Annotated in this window: 15 protein-coding genes; 10 read left to right on the top strand and 5 right to left on the bottom strand. The window is 50.6% G+C overall.

All coding sequences use genetic code 11. The features are described from left to right. The first annotated feature begins 11 nt into the window (after positions 1-11). The 6 genes from ACYVAD_RS16410 (at position 12) to ACYVAD_RS16385 (ending at position 5,440) form a co-directional block, all read left to right on the top strand. Positions 12-1,142, top strand: coding sequence for a sensor histidine kinase (locus tag ACYVAD_RS16410; RefSeq protein WP_461140592.1), 1,131 nt, complete (start codon positions 12-14; stop codon positions 1,140-1,142). 37 nt (positions 1,143-1,179) lie between these two features. Then, positions 1,180-1,953 (top strand): LytR/AlgR family response regulator transcription factor, encoded by a 774-nt coding sequence (locus ACYVAD_RS16405; protein WP_461140591.1) that lies wholly within the window; start codon positions 1,180-1,182, stop codon positions 1,951-1,953. 115 nt (positions 1,954-2,068) lie between these two features. Continuing rightward, complete coding sequence (locus tag ACYVAD_RS16400; RefSeq protein ID WP_461140590.1) at positions 2,069-2,989, top strand: RluA family pseudouridine synthase; 921 nt, start codon at positions 2,069-2,071, stop codon at positions 2,987-2,989. A gap of 2 nt (positions 2,990-2,991) precedes the next feature. Next, on the top strand, positions 2,992-3,861 hold the full coding sequence (locus ACYVAD_RS16395; protein ID WP_461140589.1) for a helix-turn-helix domain-containing protein: 870 nt from the start codon (positions 2,992-2,994) through the stop codon (positions 3,859-3,861). Positions 3,862-3,991: 130 nt separating this feature from the next. Next, entirely contained in the window at positions 3,992-4,399 is a 408-nt protein-coding gene (locus tag ACYVAD_RS16390) for a DUF983 domain-containing protein (RefSeq protein WP_461140588.1), read from the top strand. A 189-nt stretch (positions 4,400-4,588) separates the two neighbouring features. Continuing rightward, complete coding sequence (locus tag ACYVAD_RS16385; RefSeq protein WP_461140587.1) at positions 4,589-5,440, top strand: hypothetical protein; 852 nt, start codon at positions 4,589-4,591, stop codon at positions 5,438-5,440. 72 nt (positions 5,441-5,512) lie between these two features. On the opposite strand, the gene ACYVAD_RS16380 is transcribed toward ACYVAD_RS16385, so the two are convergent. After that, entirely contained in the window at positions 5,513-6,943 is a 1,431-nt protein-coding gene (locus tag ACYVAD_RS16380; RefSeq protein WP_461140586.1) for a Gfo/Idh/MocA family protein, read from the bottom strand. A 293-nt stretch (positions 6,944-7,236) separates the two neighbouring features. Between ACYVAD_RS16380 and ACYVAD_RS16375 the strand changes: the two genes are divergently transcribed. Next, positions 7,237-8,349 carry a carboxylate-amine ligase gene (locus tag ACYVAD_RS16375; RefSeq protein WP_461140585.1) on the top strand — a complete coding sequence of 371 codons (1,113 nt, stop codon included), beginning with the start codon at positions 7,237-7,239 and terminating at the stop codon, positions 8,347-8,349. A 62-nt stretch (positions 8,350-8,411) separates the two neighbouring features. Here the strand turns inward: ACYVAD_RS16375 and ACYVAD_RS16370 are convergent, their stop codons facing one another. After that, positions 8,412-9,380 (bottom strand): sterol desaturase family protein, encoded by a 969-nt coding sequence (locus tag ACYVAD_RS16370; RefSeq protein ID WP_461140584.1) that lies wholly within the window; start codon positions 9,378-9,380, stop codon positions 8,412-8,414. Positions 9,381-9,640: 260 nt separating this feature from the next. On the opposite strand from ACYVAD_RS16370, the gene ACYVAD_RS16365 reads away from it, so the two are divergent. The 3 genes from ACYVAD_RS16365 to ACYVAD_RS16355 all read left to right on the top strand — a co-directional run bounded on the left by ACYVAD_RS16365 (position 9,641) and on the right by ACYVAD_RS16355 (position 15,805). Continuing rightward, on the top strand, positions 9,641-10,018 hold the full coding sequence (locus ACYVAD_RS16365) for a RidA family protein (protein WP_461140583.1): 378 nt from the start codon (positions 9,641-9,643) through the stop codon (positions 10,016-10,018). A 243-nt stretch (positions 10,019-10,261) separates the two neighbouring features. Beyond that, positions 10,262-13,009, top strand: coding sequence for a TonB-dependent receptor domain-containing protein (locus ACYVAD_RS16360; protein WP_461140582.1), 2,748 nt, complete (start codon positions 10,262-10,264; stop codon positions 13,007-13,009). A 318-nt stretch (positions 13,010-13,327) separates the two neighbouring features. Then, complete coding sequence (locus ACYVAD_RS16355) at positions 13,328-15,805, top strand: DUF5686 and carboxypeptidase-like regulatory domain-containing protein (protein WP_461140581.1); 2,478 nt, start codon at positions 13,328-13,330, stop codon at positions 15,803-15,805. Positions 15,806-15,866: 61 nt separating this feature from the next. On the opposite strand, the gene pgmB is transcribed toward ACYVAD_RS16355, so the two are convergent. The 3 genes from pgmB to ACYVAD_RS16340 form a co-directional block, all read right to left on the bottom strand. Beyond that, positions 15,867-16,541: a beta-phosphoglucomutase gene (gene pgmB / locus ACYVAD_RS16350; protein ID WP_461140580.1), complete on the bottom strand. Its 675-nt coding sequence runs from the start codon at positions 16,539-16,541 to the stop codon at positions 15,867-15,869. A gap of 78 nt (positions 16,542-16,619) precedes the next feature. After that, a complete protein-coding gene (locus tag ACYVAD_RS16345; RefSeq protein WP_461140579.1) occupies positions 16,620-17,372 on the bottom strand; it encodes a LytR/AlgR family response regulator transcription factor in 753 nt (250 codons plus the stop codon). After that, positions 17,362-18,393, bottom strand: coding sequence for a sensor histidine kinase (locus tag ACYVAD_RS16340; RefSeq protein WP_461140578.1), 1,032 nt, complete (start codon positions 18,391-18,393; stop codon positions 17,362-17,364). The genes ACYVAD_RS16345 and ACYVAD_RS16340 overlap by 11 nt, the downstream gene beginning before the upstream one ends. Positions 18,394-18,561: the final 168 nt, after the last annotated feature.

Below are 18,561 nucleotides of genomic sequence, written 5' to 3'. Positions count from 1 at the left end.
TCTGCCCTCGAATGACGTACCGTTTGTCTACTCAGCAGAAGTGGCAACTTGCGCTGAGCGTTTTTGTGGTTTACCTGCCGATACGTATTTACATCAATACGTCAGAGTTTACCTGGGCGCTGGTGTTAAAAGCGTTTCCTTTCTGGATACTGGAATCAGTATTGAGTATTACTTTTTTTTTCCTCTGGATCAACGTAACGGAGTGGTTGCACCGCAAAGTTTTCCGGGGGATTGGTGAAGGTTTCCTGATCGAGCTAAAGTGGCCCGCTCAGATATTCATTTTACTGATAGCCAGTGGCTTAGCCGTAGGATTTAACCTGGGATTTTATAGTGCCTGGCGTTCGCTGGATGGGGCCCTCGAAAAACGGTTCGGTTACTACCGCGAAGCAGACGGCGGGCGACGTAAGACAATTCCAACGCCCGAAGTAGCCGAAGAACGTAAACGACGGGGAAAACAGCGTTCCCGCGCTAATAACGGTTTGACTGTCATTGCTATGTTATCCGTCTTTTACTTATCCGCTAACCGACGGGCTGAACGTCGGCTGGAAGCGATCCAGCTCCGGGCAGAACGGCTCGAAAAGGAAAGTGCGCAGGCGCAGTTTGCTGCCCTCAAAAGCCAAGTTAACCCGCATTTTCTGTTCAACAGCCTCAGCATTCTCTCATCGCTGGTGTACGTAGATGCCGAGCTATCCGAGAAATTTATTGATCAGCTCTCACGGGCCTACCGGTACATTCTAGAACAAAAGGATAACGATCGTATTCAGTTGAAAACCGAGCTGGAGTTTATTCAGGCGTATCGGTTTTTGCTTAATATCCGGTTCGAAGACAAGTTTGACGTCATTGTCGACATCCCCGAAGCTGATCAAAGCCGGTACAGTATTGCTCCGCTTACGCTGCAACTTCTGGTTGAAAATGCCGTCAAGCACAACCGTATGTCGGTTAAAGAACCCTTGCAGGTTTACATCGAACTGGACGGCGATACCCTTATCGTACGTAATAATCTACAGGTTCGCCCCCAACCTGACATCTCGACGGGAGTGGGCCTAAAAAATATCATTAACCGCTACGCCCTTTTGACAACACGTTCTGTCTGGGTAGGCGAAAGCGATGACCAGTTTGTCGTTAAAATTCCGCTGTTATAACCGAACGGGTGGGTAGGAAATTTAATCAACGTAACGCATGAATGTACTCATTATCGAAGATGAGAATCTGACAGCCAAGCGATTGGAGGGTTTGCTTCATAAATATGATGCGAACATCAACGTGTTGGCCCGGATTCCATCGGTTGCGGAAGCTGTCGCCTGGTTCAATACGTCCAGTCATCCGGTAGTCGATCTGGTTTTCATGGATATTCACCTGGAAGATGATCTTGGATTCAGCATTTTCGAGCAAACGAATATGAAAACGCCGGTCATCTTTACGACGGCTTATGATGAGTATATGATTCAGGCCTTCAAGGTCAACAGTATCGATTATCTGTTGAAGCCGATTAACTACGGCGATCTGGTTGCAGCTATCGAGAAGTACAAGTCGTTAAAACAGCAGTTCGGTCAGGCCAGCAATCCTGATCTGGAGACTTTGCTACAGCTTATTAACAAGCCCAAAAGCAGCGAGTATAAAGACCGGTTCATGATCACGGTCGGCACAAAAATCCGGAGCATTAACACCAACGATATTGCGTATTTCTATCTTCAGGACAAGGTCGTTTTTCTGGTGACGAATGAGGGAATGCATCTACCGGTTGATTACAGCCTGGATAAACTGACCCAGTTACTCAACCCACGGCAGTTTTTTCGGATCAGTCGCCAGTTTCTGGTGTCGCTGCCCGCAATCCAGACCATCCACACGTTTTCGGCCGGTAAGCTCAAGCTGGATATGCAGCCCAAGTCCCGCCAGGATGTTTTTGTGAGTGGCGACCGGATTACCGAGTTCAAGGAGTGGTTGGGTAAGTAAGTTACCGCTGATCCGCTGGAATCCACTTAGGAAACCCATTCCGTTCCCGTCTGCGTTGTACCTTTGCCCCGGTCGTCGTTCATAGCAGAACGAATCAGGCATCAACAGGTACCCAATGAGCAAAACCGATCAGCCCCGCGTACGACGTGGGCAACGCACCAACACGGATTTAGCGGTTACGGCCCCGGCCGAACTGATGACGTTTCTTGTCGAGAAACTCTCCCATAAAAACCGGAACAACATCAAGTCCCTGCTGAAGAACAAGCAGATTCTGGTTGACGGTAAAGTCTTTACGCAGTACAACCATCCCCTCCAACCCGGCCAGGTTGTGACTGTAGCAGGCAACCGTGCCCCCGAAACAACTCAGTACCGCGGTCTGACCATGTTGTTCGAAGATCAACACCTGATTGTCATCAACAAACAGTCGGGTCTGCTATCGATGGCGAGCAACAAAGAGCGCGACCGCACGGCCTACAGCATCCTGAGTGACTACATCAAGAAAGAAAGCCCCAAAAACCGACTGTTTATCATCCACCGGCTCGACCGCGATACGTCGGGCGTCATGATGTTTGCCAAGTCGGAGCAGGTGCAACGGCTAATGCAGGAGTCGTGGAATGATACGATTAAGGAACGCACTTACGTAGCCATTGTGGAGGGTATTCCTGAGCCGCCTTCAGGTACGATTACGTCCTACCTGAAGGAAAGCAAAGCCCTGATTGTTTACTCCAGCCAGAATCCGGACCACGGTCAGTTGGCTATCACAAATTATTCGGTGCAGAAAACAACTGAGGACGGCTACGCCCTGCTGCAACTAGAACTGGAAACAGGACGTAAAAACCAGATCCGGGTCCACATGCAGGATATTAAACATCCAATCGTGGGCGACACCAAATACGGAGCGCAGAGCAACCCAATCAACCGACTGGGCCTCCACGCCGAACGACTGGCTTTTGAACATCCCATCACGGGCGAACGCCTGCAGTTTGTGGCCCCATTGCCCAAGGTCTTCCAAGCGTTTTTCAAGCAGCCGGAATAACCGTGGACAGTCAGATCCCAACGTATCAGCTCACCTCCTTTCCCCGTCACGAACCAGCCACGCTGTTCTACATGGCCCGTCTGGAGCGACTGGTTGAGGAGGTGAAAGGGATCGACAAAACCCACTCGCACGGGTTTTACCTGGTGATGTGGATCAGCCAGGGCAGCGGCACCCACACGATTGATTTCAAAACGTATACCGTTGCTCCCAATCAACTGTACTTTCTCACGCCGGGCCAGGTACACAGTTGGGAATTATCGACCAACACAACCGGGTATAATCTCTTTTTCGAAGCGAACTTCTTCAAAAGTCGTTTCGGCAACCGGCTTCACCAGTACCCCTTTTTTCACTCGCACCAGCACCTGCCCCTGCTGGAGACCGGATCCCAGTCAACGCTCTTCAGCGACCTGTTTCCTTATGCCTACCAGGAATACGATCGGCACCAGCCCAATCGGGCCGACGTATTTCTGTCGTTTGTCCATATCCTGCTTGAATCGGCCAATCGACTTTATGAGGAGCAACAGGTAGGCCACGAAGCGCATCTGTTCGATCGGATTCGGCAATACGAAGATTTGCTCGAGCAACAGTTTCTGACGGTTCGGGAGGTGAGTCAGTACGCCGAACAGATGCACCTCACGCCTAATTACCTCAATGCGATCTGCCGGAAGATTCTCGGTAAAACAGCGAGTCAGTTGTGGCAGGAACGGCTCCTGATCGAAGCGCAGCGGCTATTGACGCACACAGCTTCGTCGGTCAAAGAAATTGCTTTTCAACTGGGCTTTGACGATCCCTCCTACTTCGTCCGGTTCTTCCGAAAACATACGGGTGACACGCCCGCTCTATTCCGCGAGCAGCTTGGCCTGGATCGTTGATTTGTACCATTCGCATCCTGGTTTGTCTTTCTTTCTGCTGCCCCAATCCGGTACCTTTGTCAGGTCGATAAGCAGTTGCGTTACGTGTTCGTTCCAGCTTGTCGACTACTCAATATAGCCGTTGATAGCCATGTCCAAACCTAGCCAACTCCATAGCATTGTATTTAATAAATGCCCTCGTTGCGACGAAGGTGACTTCTTTGTTACGAAAAGTGCCTTCAGCCGTCACTTCGACCAAATGCACGACCGTTGTCCACATTGCGGAGAAAACCTGATGCCCGAACCTGGTTTTTACTGGGGCTCCATGTTCGTGAGCTACGCGTTTTATACCGCTTACATCCTGGTCACCTTCGGCATCTTTGTTCAACTGCTGAACGTTGATCTCGACTATTACCTGATCGGATTGGTGCCAACGTTGATTCTATTGACCCCTTACTTTTTTCGCATGGCGCGCCGGGCGTGGCTCTCTATCTTCATCAGCCCCGCCCCCACCAAAACGCACCTGACGACAGATGCGGCTGCGCATGCCGGTAAATAAGCACGATTGATTGACACAAACGCCCCGGACTTGAGATCAAGTCCGGGGCGTTTGTGTTTCTAAACAGTTTATTGCAACACAGTTAGGAAAAGTTGCGTATAACCAAGCGTATCTTCACCCTTCGATCACTACCCAAAAGAATAATCGTAATCTAGTTTTGTTCGCGTCAATGCTCTAACCTCTACCGTCATGCCTTCGCGCAGGTCGATCTTTTCGACTCTCCTTCTTTTCCTAACAGCTTATGCCACGCAGGCTCAGACTCGTCAGGCAGATACGTCGTATTACGTTCCCCCGGAGTACCGACTCCCCCTGGTCAAAGCGCCTTCGCTGATTTCGCCTAACTGGGAGGCTCAAACCACGGCCCATTGGTACGTTGGTCTGAGTGGTCTTGTTCGGTATGACCAGAGCCGCCAGACGGGAAACCTGCGTTCGTTGGTCAGCGCCGTTCCTGTCTGGAAAACGGGCTGGGACATTTTGATTGGCTATGTCAGCCGGGGATGGGCGGCCGAATTTGGTTACGTACGTTCGCCTACTAATCTGAAGCTGACAGTCCCTAACAATTACCCCGTTCTGGACTTTCCGTACCAAACCAGCCAGCAGGCTGTTTTTGGGCGAATCAAGCGCCGTCTCGTCTGGACAAACAAGGCCGTTGGCTCCGGAATCTGGCTCTCGGGGGGCGGCAGGCTGAACGGTAATACCCGTTTCCGAGAAAACGTTTTGCTGAAAGGGGTTACGTACGCCCGGCAACGCCAGGCCATTGATACCATTCAGATCGACGTTACGACCCAGAGCAGCCGAACCATAAGTGGCCAGTTGGAACTAGGCGTCGATTACGTAGCCCCGATCGGGAAACGGCTCATGCTCGACGTTTTTGTCCGACGTTACTGGGGACTTGGCCAGTCGTTAGCGTCGACAATGCTGTATCGGTCGAGTCGGGGTACTTCGCAGACGGCTACAGCTACCGCCAACGGGGAAGGCTGGAGCCTTGGCGTTAGCCTTTTTTACCGCTACGCCACGCGCCATCACCTGGCGCAAGAATAGCGTACTAGTCTTACTTAAACGTAACGGCCCGATGATTTACGATCATCGGGCCGTTACGTACTGTTATGTTGATCAGGCGTTCAGGATCTTCATATTGACGGGGTCCCAGCCTACCACTTTTTTTTGGAACAGACTGATATTACCACACTGCGTTGGTCCGCAGGCACGCAGTCCGAACGTAGCATCCTCTACGTTTGGCTTCTTATTCCGGATCGATTCGAAGAAGTTCACGAAGTGCTCGTACCGGTCGCCCTGGTAGCCCTTTGGCACCGAGAACTTGTACTCCTTCGGATCTTCCATCTCGTAATGGGGCGGGTATTTTTCGTTGTACGCCTTTACGTACAGCTCTTTCTGATCTTTCGGAAAATTGTCGACCGACATGCCCGGCGCCTTCGGGAATTTGTTTTTCCGCATCGTCAGCGTATCCATTCCCAGTGACAGATCTCCCTCGGTGCCAACGATCCGAACCAGGTAGCCACCACCGCCCCCGTCGACGAAGTTCGAGCGGGTTGTCAGGTTGAACTCCGGATGCTCAGCCGTTTTCGGATAATCATAAATGCTCAATTGAATATCGGGCACATCACGGCCGTCCTTCCAGTAACGGGTTCCTCCGCTCGAATACACCCGGTTTGGTCCTTTCGACCCCGTAATCGTGTGCAACGACGTAAGCAGGTGAACGTACAGGTCACCGGCGATGCCCGTCCCGTAGTCCTGATAGTTGCGCCACCGGAAAAAACGGAGCGGGTCCCAGGGGCGTTTTGGCGCGGTTCCTAAATACGTATCCCAATCGACCGTTTGAGGAGACGCATCGGGTGGAATCGAGTATTGCCAGGCTCCCATAGCACTATGTCGGTCATACTGCGCTTCGGCGAAAACCAGTTCTCCAATCTCGCCCGCTTTCAGCAGTTCCTTAGCTTTCGCGACAATAATCGAACTACCGAACTGGCTGCCTACCTGGAAAACCTTTCCAGTATCTTTCGCCACTTTGATCAGGGTATGACCATCTTCCACCTTCTGTACCATGGGTTTTTCGCAGTACACATGCTTACCCTTGCGCATGGCGTCCGACGATATTTTTTCGTGCCAGTGGTCAGTGGTTGCGTTGATGATGGCGTCCACGTCTTTCCGGTCAATTAATTCACGATAGTCGCGGGTTGTCGGTAAGGCATCCCCCCAGAGCTCTTTGGCCCGGCGCAGACGACCGTCGTATAAATCGCAGGCCCCGACGATAGCCACCCCATCGACCATAAGGGCTGTTTGCGTATCGCCAATGCCCATGCCCCCCGTACCCACGAGCGCCAGCTGAACTTTGTCATTTGCCGACGTACTGGAATGGCTTTTAATGAGGTTAAGGTACTGTGGAGTGGGTACACTGGCTGATTTGGCAAGTGCCGCCGGAGCCGCAGCTGCCGCTGTACCGGCGATACCCATAGCTTTCAAAAACGACCGACGGGACTCTTTACCAGAATTCTTATCGGCTTCCTGATTTTTGTTGTGTTTCATGCAGAACGAAGGAAATTAGGATTGGCTTAGCCGCTTAAAAATAAAGAAAATTTGGCCGAGGTCGTGCCTGACACCCTTAAACCATCGATATTTATTAAGAAATAGTGACTAGAAAGTTCCTCACCCCGTAGTCAGCAGCATTCGCTACCAACTCTACTCAGGAGAGGGCCTCACGCTATTTTAACGAATGGCCGAGCCGGATATATGTTCTGTTGGTTATATCAATCATTGACGGGTAAAATACCCCTGTCTGCTGTTGTACTCACCCATTCACCCTTAATCACTATTGTTACGTGGCTCTTCAGAAAGAAGATTTTACGCTGGGCGTCGAAGAAGAATTTCAAATTATCAAACCCGACTCGCGTGCCCTCCGATCGCACGCACAAGCCATTTTACCAGAAGCCAAGGCAGCCGTTGGCGATCAGGTTACGCAGGAGCTCTACCTGTCAATGATCGAGATCGGTACGCCCGTCTGTCAATCACTCGCTGATGTTCGGGATGAATTGCGCCGGTTACGGGGCGAAGTCATTGCAGCCGCCGACAAAGACGGCTGTCAGATTGCAGCTGCGGGAACGCACCCTTTTTCGCATTGGAGCAAGCAACGGCTGACACCCCAGGAACGTTATACCGACCTGGCGACCGATTATCAGCAGTTGATTCGTGAGCAGCTGATATTTGGGTGCCACGTTCACGTAGGAATTTCTAATCGCGAGTTGGCCATTCAAGTTATGAACCGGGTCCGGCCCTGGCTGGCCCCACTGCTGGCACTGACGAGTAATTCTCCGTTCTGGCTGGGTGTCGATACCGGTTATGCGAGTTACCGAACTGAAATCTGGGGACGATGGCCCATGTCCGGCAACCCACACGTGTTCGCCAGTCGCGCCGAATACGACAGGTTGATCGACGAGTTGACAGCCATTGGCGGTATCTCCGACGCGTCAAACATTTATTGGGACGTACGCCCATCCATGCACTATGAAACGCTGGAATTTCGCGTGACCGATGTTTGCCTCACGATCGATGAAGCCGTGATGGTAGCTGGTCTGGCGCGTGGCCTCGCCCGTACCTGTGCGCTGGAAGCCGAACGTTACGTAGCGATCGACCACGTACGGCCCGAAATTCTCCGGGCTGCGAAATGGCAGGCAGCGCGCTTTGGTCTTACGGGTGAGCTGATGGACTTACAGGAAAAGCGCTTAGTACCAGCCCGCGTGTTAATCGAGAAATTACTGGCTTACATCCGACCGGCCCTGGAAGAATACGACGAATGGGAAACCGTAGCCCAACTCGTTCGGCAGGTCATGGATCAGGGTTCTGGTGCCGAGCGGCAACGAGCCGTTTATGAGCAGACGAATAGTTACGAAAGCGTGGTTGATTTCGTCGTTGCCGAGACCACAAAAGCTACGTAGAAACTATCAGAAACAGGGAAGCCCGCCAATTGGCGGGCTTCCCTGTTTCTGGTGAGCTTGGTTTAAGCAGCAATCGCCTGCTCTTCTTCAAGACGCTGAGCCTTTTGCATCGCCACTTCTTTCTTGATCTTGTCAACCTTGATCGGGCTGCCAAAGGCCATAAACCATTTTTGCCGTAGGGTTCTCGCTTCCTTCACATCACGAACGATATCGTTCAGCTCGTGGAAGTTGATGTGCAGCGGATTGGATTTGTTTTCGATATTGGTCGTGATTCCATAAATCACTTTGTCCTTCTCGGGCGTATAGGTATCAAATATCCGGTCCCAGAAGATGAACGTAGCACCAAAGTTTTTATCGATGTAGTCTTCCTGCGAGCCGTGGTGAACCCGGTGGTTCGATGGGGTTGCGAAGATATACTCGACGATTGGGTGCATACGCCGGATGTATTCCGTGTGTTGCAGGAATTGAAACAACGTAGCCAGCTGATTGGTCACAAAGAAGATAACCGGGTGGAAACCCATCAGCATAACTGGTACGAAGAAAATTACTTTGATATACTGAATCCAGCTTAACCGGTACGACACCGTCAGGTTATAATGCTGAGCCGAATGGTGAACCACGTGCGTTGCCCAGAAAAAACGAGATTCGTGCGACACCCGGTGCGCCCAGTAGCTACCCAAATCATAAATGATATAACAAGGGATCAGCGTCCACCACTGAAGCTCCATCCGCCAGGGGATCAGGTTATACACATAAACTAACAGATAAATCATGCCTACCTTAATGGCGGCAGAGATGACCAGATTACCAACGCCAACCAGCGTTGACCCAATGGTTTCGTCCTTATCATAGTGATCATGTTCCTGCCAGTAAGATATGCCCATTTCCAGTGCCGTAAGCAGTAGCATAACTGGTACGGCCCAGACAATTATGTTCGGGGCATTTTCACTGATCGAATTGATGGTTTCGTATGAGATTGGTTCGGCGCCAAAGAGCGACCAATTAGACAAGAATGCTTTGATTTCCTCCATGCGTGAAAACTGACAGGATCCGACTCGTAAAAATAAACTAAGTTGGCTGGACTGGTACTTGAAGAGCCTGCTATGCGAGGGTTGAGTCGTTTCTCTATTCTCTATTACTCTTCAATACTAACGAATGTTCCCCATGAACTTATCTTTTTTTGTAAATATTTACTACGCCGACTCGTGGCGAAAGCTCCTTTGTTCGCCTATTTTCAAGTAATTCTTACAAGTCTTTACGGTTTCGACAAACTAAATCTCCTGATAATCCAATGAATAGTATAACCTCCCCTGATCTACCACCCGCCAACGGCCATTATTCCCAGGGCATTGTCTTTAATAAAGTGCTTTATCTCTCCGGCCAGCTGCCGGTTGACCCTGTCAGCAAGACCGTTCCCGAATCAATTGAAAAACAAACAGACCTGGTTCTCAACAAGGTAGACACAATTCTTACGAGCGCAGGTGTTACCCGAAACGAAGTCATTCAGGTGCGTATTTACATCGATGACATCGTCCTTTGGGACAAAGTGAACGAACGGTACAGCTTCTTTTTTGGCGAACATAAGCCTGTTCGCTGCATTGTACCCGTCAAGACGCTGCATTACGGCTGCCTGATTGAGGTTGAAGTAACGGCTCAGGCCGAAAAATAAATAACAAAGCGGTTAGTCTTACGAGTTACTATCAGTACCGATTCGTAGGTATAAAACAGCACCGCGCACGGATAAACAACTTTACTAATTTTTGTACTTTTCCAATTAGCTCCTACCTTTTCTTTCCCCACCGAAAGAGCCCGATTCAGCGATAAAAAAAGGGCATTCGGACAGATTAGTTTTGGCTACCATAGGTAGGAAGGCAATTTTGGGTAGCTAATTGACTTAAGGTAGTAACTCGTTATGAAAACGATTTTTCTTTCTTTACTGGTTGCCGGTTCCCTGACCGCGGTCGCTCAGATTCCGGCAGGCACAGCGATCCCGACGGGGTCTGGTGACACCAGCAGTATAAATCGACGACCTGCAGGCGCCCGGCCTGCGAATATGCCTCGTTCGGCAGGTGATTCAATTCCCCAGCGTTCAGCACCGGCTCCGGGAGGTTTTTCCATCGACCCAGCAGCGAAGGGTAACGGAAAAATTTCAGGCCTGTTGATCGATTCGGTCAGTAACAAACCGGTCGAATTCGCGACGATTGCCTTGTTGAACCCACAAACCAATAAGCCTATTGACGGAACCACTACTGACGCCAACGGTAAATTCACAATCACTAAAGTAGCACCGGGCCGGTATCGCCTGTTATACTCGTTTATTGGGTACAAGGACAAACGGTCAAACCTGATCACTATTGAACGGGGCTCTGACATTGACCTGCGTTCGGTGAAGATCAGCCCTGATGTTCGAACTCTTCAGGAAGTAAACGTAGTGGGCCAGGCCGCTCAGATCGAAGAGAAAGTAGACCGGCTTGTGTATAACGCCGAGCGCGACATTACGTCCAAAGGCGGTGACGCCAGCGATATCTTGCGGAAAGTGCCGATGCTCTCCGTCGATATGGACGGTAACGTTACGTTACGGGGAAGCAGCAACATCCGGGTGTTGATCAATAATAAACCCTCCACGATCGTGGCCAGCAGCGTTGCCGACGCGCTTAAGCAGATTCCGTCGGACATGATCAAGACCGTCGAGGTAATTACCAGCCCTTCGGCCAAATATGATGCTGAAGGATCGGGCGGTATTATCAATATTGTTCTGAAGAAAAATAATTTGCAGGGAGCAACCCTGAATGTTGACGGGGGCGTTGGCAACCGGGGGACGAACTTGAGCCTGAACGGTAACTACCGGGTAGGTAAAATGGGGTTCTCACTGGGTGGCTTCGGCCGGGCGGAGTACAACGTACGCGGTTCGTTCTATAACGACCAGACGACCCGCTCGTATAATAGTGACACGAGAACCTTCTCGGCTCCAACCCGCACCATCCAGTCGGCCAATACGCTTAGCCAGCGCCTGTTTGGTAATTATCAGCTGGGCTGGGATTACGACATCAATAAAACTACCTCGTTAACGGCCAGTCTGCGTTACGGCGCGCGCAATGGGCTTCAGAATCAGTTTAACCTGCTAACGACCAGTTATTCACCAACGGCTTACTTCCCGACGCAGAACGACCGAAACGTCCAGACAAAGGATCTGTCAGGTACAGTTGATGCCAACGTTACGTTCACCAAGACGTATAAGCCTCAGAAAGAGCTCAGCGTGCTGGCCTTGTTCAGCCGCAACAACCGCACGAATAACTTCGTCGCCGATATTTTGAGCAGCGCTGATTTCGAAACAATCACGTCGCGCCAACGGAACGACAACCTGAGCTACAACCAAGAGTCGAACTTGCAGGTCGATTATCAGACCCCGATCAAAGACAATCAATTGTTTGAAATTGGTGCAAAGGGCGTTTTCCGGAACGTAAACAGCCGCTATCAGTACTTCTTCGCTACGGGTGCTAACGGCGAATATATTGCCGATAACTCTCGTCCGTCCAACACGCTGATCTACGACCAGAACATTGCCGCATCGTATGTGTCATATACCTACACCAGCAAGTCAAAATACACCATCAAGGCTGGTCTGCGGTATGAGTACACGACCGTTAGCGCTCGCTTTACGGATGAGTCGGCGGGTTCGGCCGATACCATTCCGAACTACGGCAATCTCGTACCGAGCATCAACATCTCTAAAGCGTTGAAGGGTGGCAAGATCATTAAACTGGCTTACAACCGCCGGATTCAGCGGCCGGGTATCCAGTTCCTGAACCCGAATACGAACTATTCAAACCCCACGAACATTACACAAGGTAACCCTGCCCTCTCTCCCGAACTAACCGACAACGTCGAGTTTGGTACCAGCACTAATATCAAGGGGCTTTACCTGAACGCTACCGTGTTTGCCCGACGGACAACCGGCGAAATCACCGCTGTTCGTGAGGTAACTAGCGCAACGGACCCATCCTTCGGCAATGTAGTCAACCCAGCTTTGGGGCAGGTTATCAAAACCACCTATCAGAATATCGGCTATCAGGATGCGTACGGGTTGAACTTGTTCGCCAATGGAATGCTCTTCAAAAAGTTGCAGATTGGCGGTGGCATCGACTTTTACCACGTCAATCTAACAAATAACAGCAGTGACCTGATCTATGCTGCTTCGAATTCGGGCTGGGTACTAGGCGGGCGGGTCAACGCCAGCATGTCACTGACTAATGGCTGGGCCTTCCAGTTGTTCGGCGGTGGCCGGGGCAACCAGGTACAACTGCAGGGTACACAAGGCGGTATGTATTTTTACAACGTGGGTGTACGTAAAGAATTCAATAACAAACGGAGTAGCCTCGGACTGGCCGGAGAGAACATCTTCAACCATCCATTCACCCAGCGCACCGAACTGTCCTCGCCCATCCTGACCCAGAGCTCACGTAACAGTTTCTACAACGCAGGCGTCCGGCTGACATTCAGCCACCGACTGGGTAAAATGAGCCTTGATGGACCACGGCGTCGGCGTGGTTCAGGTGACGACAGTGACCTGAAAGATGGCGAAGGCGACTCAGGTGCTGCCGCACCGAGTGGTGGTGCCCCCGGCGGTGGTGGCGGTGGACGTCCCCGTGGCCAGCGCTAGAAACCCTATCTGACTTACTCCTAACTAACCTGATCATAACGTCCCCAACAGAACCAGTTCTGTTGGGGACGTTGCATTTTACCCCCGTTTCAACAATGAGTGCAACGCTTTCGGGCGCACGCACGTACCGGTTGTACGCGCCTACGGCTTATTTAACAGGATTAATTACGGTTTCTGTGTCACATTTCAATGCTTTCGTTGATTTAGTAAACTCAGTTGACTAAAAAATAGTTATTCCTCAATTAGCTCAGTTATGATTTGTTTCTGATGAAGCCACTTCTCCTTGCTTTTTCTCTTCTGGTTTCATTATTGTGCCTCTTGGCACCGCTCCAGGCCCAGACTACATATACTATCAACGGACGAATATCAGATGCCACTACGGGAGAAGGTATCCCGTTTGCCAGCGTCGCCCTGAAAGGCCAGAGTGCTGGTACGACGTCCGACGCAGAAGGTCGCTATTCGTTATCGGTCAGTAGATTATCAGACTCTGTCCTGGTTCTCAGCCTGGGGTATCGTACCCGTTCCTACGCCTTGCTGTCGCAGGCAGCACAGACTATTGATGCGCAACTCTACCCAGCCGCAACCAGCTTACAGGAAGTACGAGTGTATGCTAAGGGGGGCGACCCTGCTTACCGTATCCTGCGCGAGGTCGACAAACGCCGGGATCAGTTCAACCCGGCTCAGCTAAGCGCCTACCAGTACGACAGCTATACAAAGATTGAAGGATACGTTAACGACTTTAACCGGAAACGGAAGCGTAGTAATCGATTTGGTCCGCTTGGCCGTCTGATCGGCAAACTCCCCTCCGTTACCGATGAGAATGGGCAACCCGTTGTGCCCGTCTTTGTATCCGAAACGTTCTCAAACTTCTACGCCCGCGCCAGACCCGAGAAGACAAAGGAGCATGTCTTGAAAACGCACGTAGCGGGAGTCGGGGTCAGCGATGGGGGGTTGATTTCTCAATTAACGGGCGCGTCCTTTCAGCAGTACAATTTTTACCGCAACTCACTCAACGTACTGGGCAAAGACATTCCGTCTCCCATCGGTAAACAATGGGAAGCCGTCTATAATTTTCAGTTGAAAGACACGGTGGTAGTAGGAAAAGCAGTCTGCTACAAAATTGACTGCACCCCCAAACGCCCTACCGATTTAGCTTTCACTGGTACAGTATGGATTGATACGTTGCAGTATGTACTTGTTCAGGTAGACGTGCGTGTCGACAAACGAGCGAACATCAATTTTGTCGATGAACTGCATCTGGAGCAGGACTGGGAATCGCTTTCTTCCGGCCTTCATTTCCCGACGCAAACGCAGGTAACCATTGACACCGATCAGCCCATCCCAAACGCCCCCGGCGCCCTGATCCGATTCTTTACCGCAGCTAGTAACCTGGTTGAGAACCAGCCGAAAGAGGTAGGTTTTTATGATCCGAGCATTGAACTGGCCGACGACTACAAAGCCGATGACCCTGCGTACTGGCAAAGCGTCCGACCCGAGTCCCTGTCGAGCAGCGAGCTGCGTGCTATTCAGGTTGTTGATTCCGTTCGCAACATACCGGTGGTGAAGATTGCCGGTGAGATTATCAAGCTGGGGATTATTGGCTACAAACCCATCGATCCGCTACACATTGATATAGGACCGCTGCTCTACACCTATGCCAACAACAGCGTAGAGGGAAACCGCTTCCGGATTGGTCTGCGCACGAATACGGGGTTCAGCAAGAAGTGGCTTCTGAGCGGATATCTGGCTTACGGTACTCGTGATCAACAATTCAAGTATAGCGGTAATATCGAATACATTCTCAACCGGAAACCCTGGACGGTGATCGGTGTGCGCTACACCTACGATCTGGACCGGGTAGGTGTGTCGAGCGATAATATCGGTAATAACTCACTGTTCGCGGCTTACACGCGCTTCGGTACGCTCCGCCGGCCTTACTTTCAGGAAGATCATCTGGTATATTTCCGGCGCGAGTTGGGTAAGGGATTTACCCAGACCCTGGCGATGCGCAACCGGACTTTCGAGCCGCTGTTTCCGTTTGCTTTCCGGCCTCAGTTAAACGACGAAAACCAGTCCATCCGGGATGATTATCGAGTAACGGAATTTATTGCTGAAACGCGCTTTGCTCCCGACGAAGTCGTGCTCCAGAATGACAACGTTCGGGTGAGCGCTGGCGCTATCCGCAAGCCGATTTTTACGTTACGCTACACAATGGGCGTTCGAAATGTGTTGGGCAGTGACTTTACCTACCACCGCGTGGCGCTGAACATGAAACACTCGTTCCGAATGGGTGTACTGGGCCGCTCGTTCTACTCCGTTGAAGGCGGCATCATTCCTTCGCGGGTTCCCTATCCGTTGCTGTACATCCCGTTAGGCAACGAATCCAGTTTCTACGTCGGTAATGCGTACAACCTGATGAACTACTTCGAGTTCGTCTGCGACCGCTGGGCTGCGGTTCAGTTCGAGCATAATTTTGGCGGCCTACTGTTTAATCGTTTGCCGTTGATCCGTCGGTTGAAATGGCGGGAGCTTGTAACGGCTAAAGTGTTAGTCGGTAGTACGTCAGCGGCCAATATCGCCACCATTCCGGCTACTGATTCGCGGGGTAGTGCCGTAGAAGGCTTCAATACGCTCAATCGCACGCCTTACGTGGAGCTTGGCTACGGCATCGATCATATTTTTAAAGTATTGCGCGTTGATGCCATTCATCGACTAACGTACCGCGACAACCTAAGCCGAACGGGAATCCCCGTTACGCCCTTTGCCATTAAACTGTCGGGTTGGCTGAGTTTTTAACTTACCTGATTACCATAAAACACGAGCGCCGATGGCATTATGCCATCGGCGCTCGTGTTTTTTATTGCTGCTCGAATCGGTCAAATACTTGATCGACGGTCAATTTCTCCAGCGAAGGAGCCACCATATCAGCCTGGCTGAGTACGTCGAGCGAGCCGAGGCCCACGACGAACATTCCGCCCCGCTTCCCTGCTTCAACACCGGCCACGGCGTCCTCAAACACAACGCATTCGGATGAATCAACGCCCAGTTCGGCCGCGCCTTTGATGAATACTTCCGGATCGGGTTTCCCTTTACTGATCTTATTGCCGTCGATGATAACATCGAAGAACTGCGTTAATCCAATGCGTTCCAGAATCAACGGAGCGTTTTTGCTGACTGACCCTAGTCCCGTCAGCAACGGTCCTGCACTCCGGTTCGTTTTACGGATTTGGGCAAAAAATTCGGCCACTCCAGGAAGCACATCTTCAGGGGTCATGCGGCTGACCAGATCCAGATACCACTGATTTTTCTTACTGGCCAGATTTGCTTTTTCTTCATCGGGCAACGAGAGATTACCGTGCGCCAGGATTAGGTCCAGCGAGTCAGTACGACTCACTCCCTTTAGCTTTTCGTTAAATTCTTCGGAAATATCAAAGCCCAGTTCGTTCGCCAGCCGTTTCCAGGCCTGGTAATGGTAAATGGCCGTATCGACGATTACTCCGTCGAGATCAAATAAAAATGCACGAATTGGCATGTGGTTGTCAGCTTGTCGAACCACAAAAGTACGAATCAGCCTACGGAATATTAGAGTTCCTCCATCGAGGAGGCAACCTTATATTTTCCCGTCTGTCAGCTGACTTTGTAATTCTTTGTAGGGTATCCGGGTATTTTCGATTCGTCGGTCACCGCAATAAATGGCTTCGGAGTCGAAGGCACTGATGAAATCTAGGTTTACGTACGTACTTCGGTTAAATTGACGTAACCGGGCCTGCTGGGCTGGCGGCACCAGTTGATGCATAACAAAGTTTAACGTGCCCCGAATCGTGTAGTCGACAGGCGAGTGACTTACCCGTACTTGTACGTAGTTTTTACCGGCTTCCAGGCAGTACACATCCCGCCAGTAAAGTTTTATACTGCGGTTCCCCACCTTGACAAAGAAGAAGGCAGGTAGTTCCTCCGGCTCCTGACTTGTCGTCAGTCCTTCTTTTTGAACAGCGTACTGTTCGATTGCCGTCTGGATCGAGGCAAACAAAAGTGCCGGATTTACCGGTTTTATCAGGTAACCACTTGGATGACGGCGGGTGGCTTCCAGAATTGTCTGGCGATCGTTATAGGCCGTCAGGAAGATAAACGGCTTTGTCAGTTGTTCGGCAAGTGCCAGGCCGTTTTCTGTCGAGGATTTGCTTCCCAAGTTAATATCAAGCAGCACCAGATCGGTATCCGGCTCACTAATCGCCGTCAACGCCTGCCGGTACGTATAAGCAATTCCCGCCACCTCATAGCCCAAATCATTGAGGGTGATTTTGAGATTTTCGGCAATAATTGCTTCATCTTCAACGATCAGAATTTGCAGTTTATCTGTCATTCGAAAAGCTGAGTGTGTAATAGTATGGGTTCGGCTCCTGCGTTGTCAACACGGCGTCAAGCTGGCGACTCAGTAAATTAATAATATCAGTTCCCAGTCCATCTCCTGATCGACTCGTTCCGTAACCAGGATGGCCGTTATCGGAGTACTGAAGACAAATCTGTTTATCAATTTCACTAAAGGTAACATTTATTTCCAGTATCCCATCAGCGGGCGAGGCATGTTTAATCGAATTGACAATCCATTCAGTCAGCATCAACGCCAGGGGTAAATACTGACTCGATGGCAGTTGTCTATCAATCGTGTTGATGCGCGTTATCACCTGTTTATCAACCGTAAAACCGGTAATTATCGCCGGAATCAGGTCATCGCAGAAACGGGCGATACTCAGTTCCCGCTTACCGTCGGCGAATTGATCGTGTAGATTGGCAATGCTCTCAATCCGAAGTCGGGCGATCTTCAGGGATTCAATCGTTTCGGCGTGCTGGCTTTTACGTTCCTGCATCCGCAACAGACTATAAATGATCTGTAGATTATTCTTGACTCGATGCTGGATCTCCTTATTTAGTAGATCGATCCGTTGGCCTTTATCGTCGAGCTGCGCGGTCAGAATGGAGAGGTGGTGCAACTGGGCCCGGTGGCTTTTGGTACGATAATACAAAGCCACACTAAGACCAATAATAATGGCTATCAATGCTCCCAAAATACCAATGGCGACCAGTCGGATTTTCCTGATAACCGTGTAATCCCCTACCTCCTGCTTTTCAGCCGCCACTTCATTACGTGCCAGGTCCTGCTGTAAACCCGCAATATATGTATGTCGGTTCAGGTTTATATTCAGTGTTTGTGCCTCTGGCAATGACAGCCGGATAGTGTGCGCCAGAATGTTCTCTGCGGGGTTTTGTATTACAGAAAACGCTGGCGCATGCTGACTACTGGTGCAGAATATCAACGTAATTCCCAGCCACTTTACCAGCAGCAGCCGTCCAGTAAAACGACAACGAATAAGTGGGAAAAACATTACCAGAACTACATCTATACGAACCTCGCAAAGCTACTCAAGCTCTCGTATGTACAATCTGGTCTTCGTACTCAAAACACCCCGGTTTCGCACTCAAAGTGAACCTCAGTAGTTGTTTTCAACTATTGCAATTGATTCTTTTGTCCCATAAATCGGGTATATGGCTGA

The organism is Spirosoma pomorum (assembly GCF_054776615.1).
This window is presented reverse-complemented; position numbering and strand designations above follow the sequence as displayed.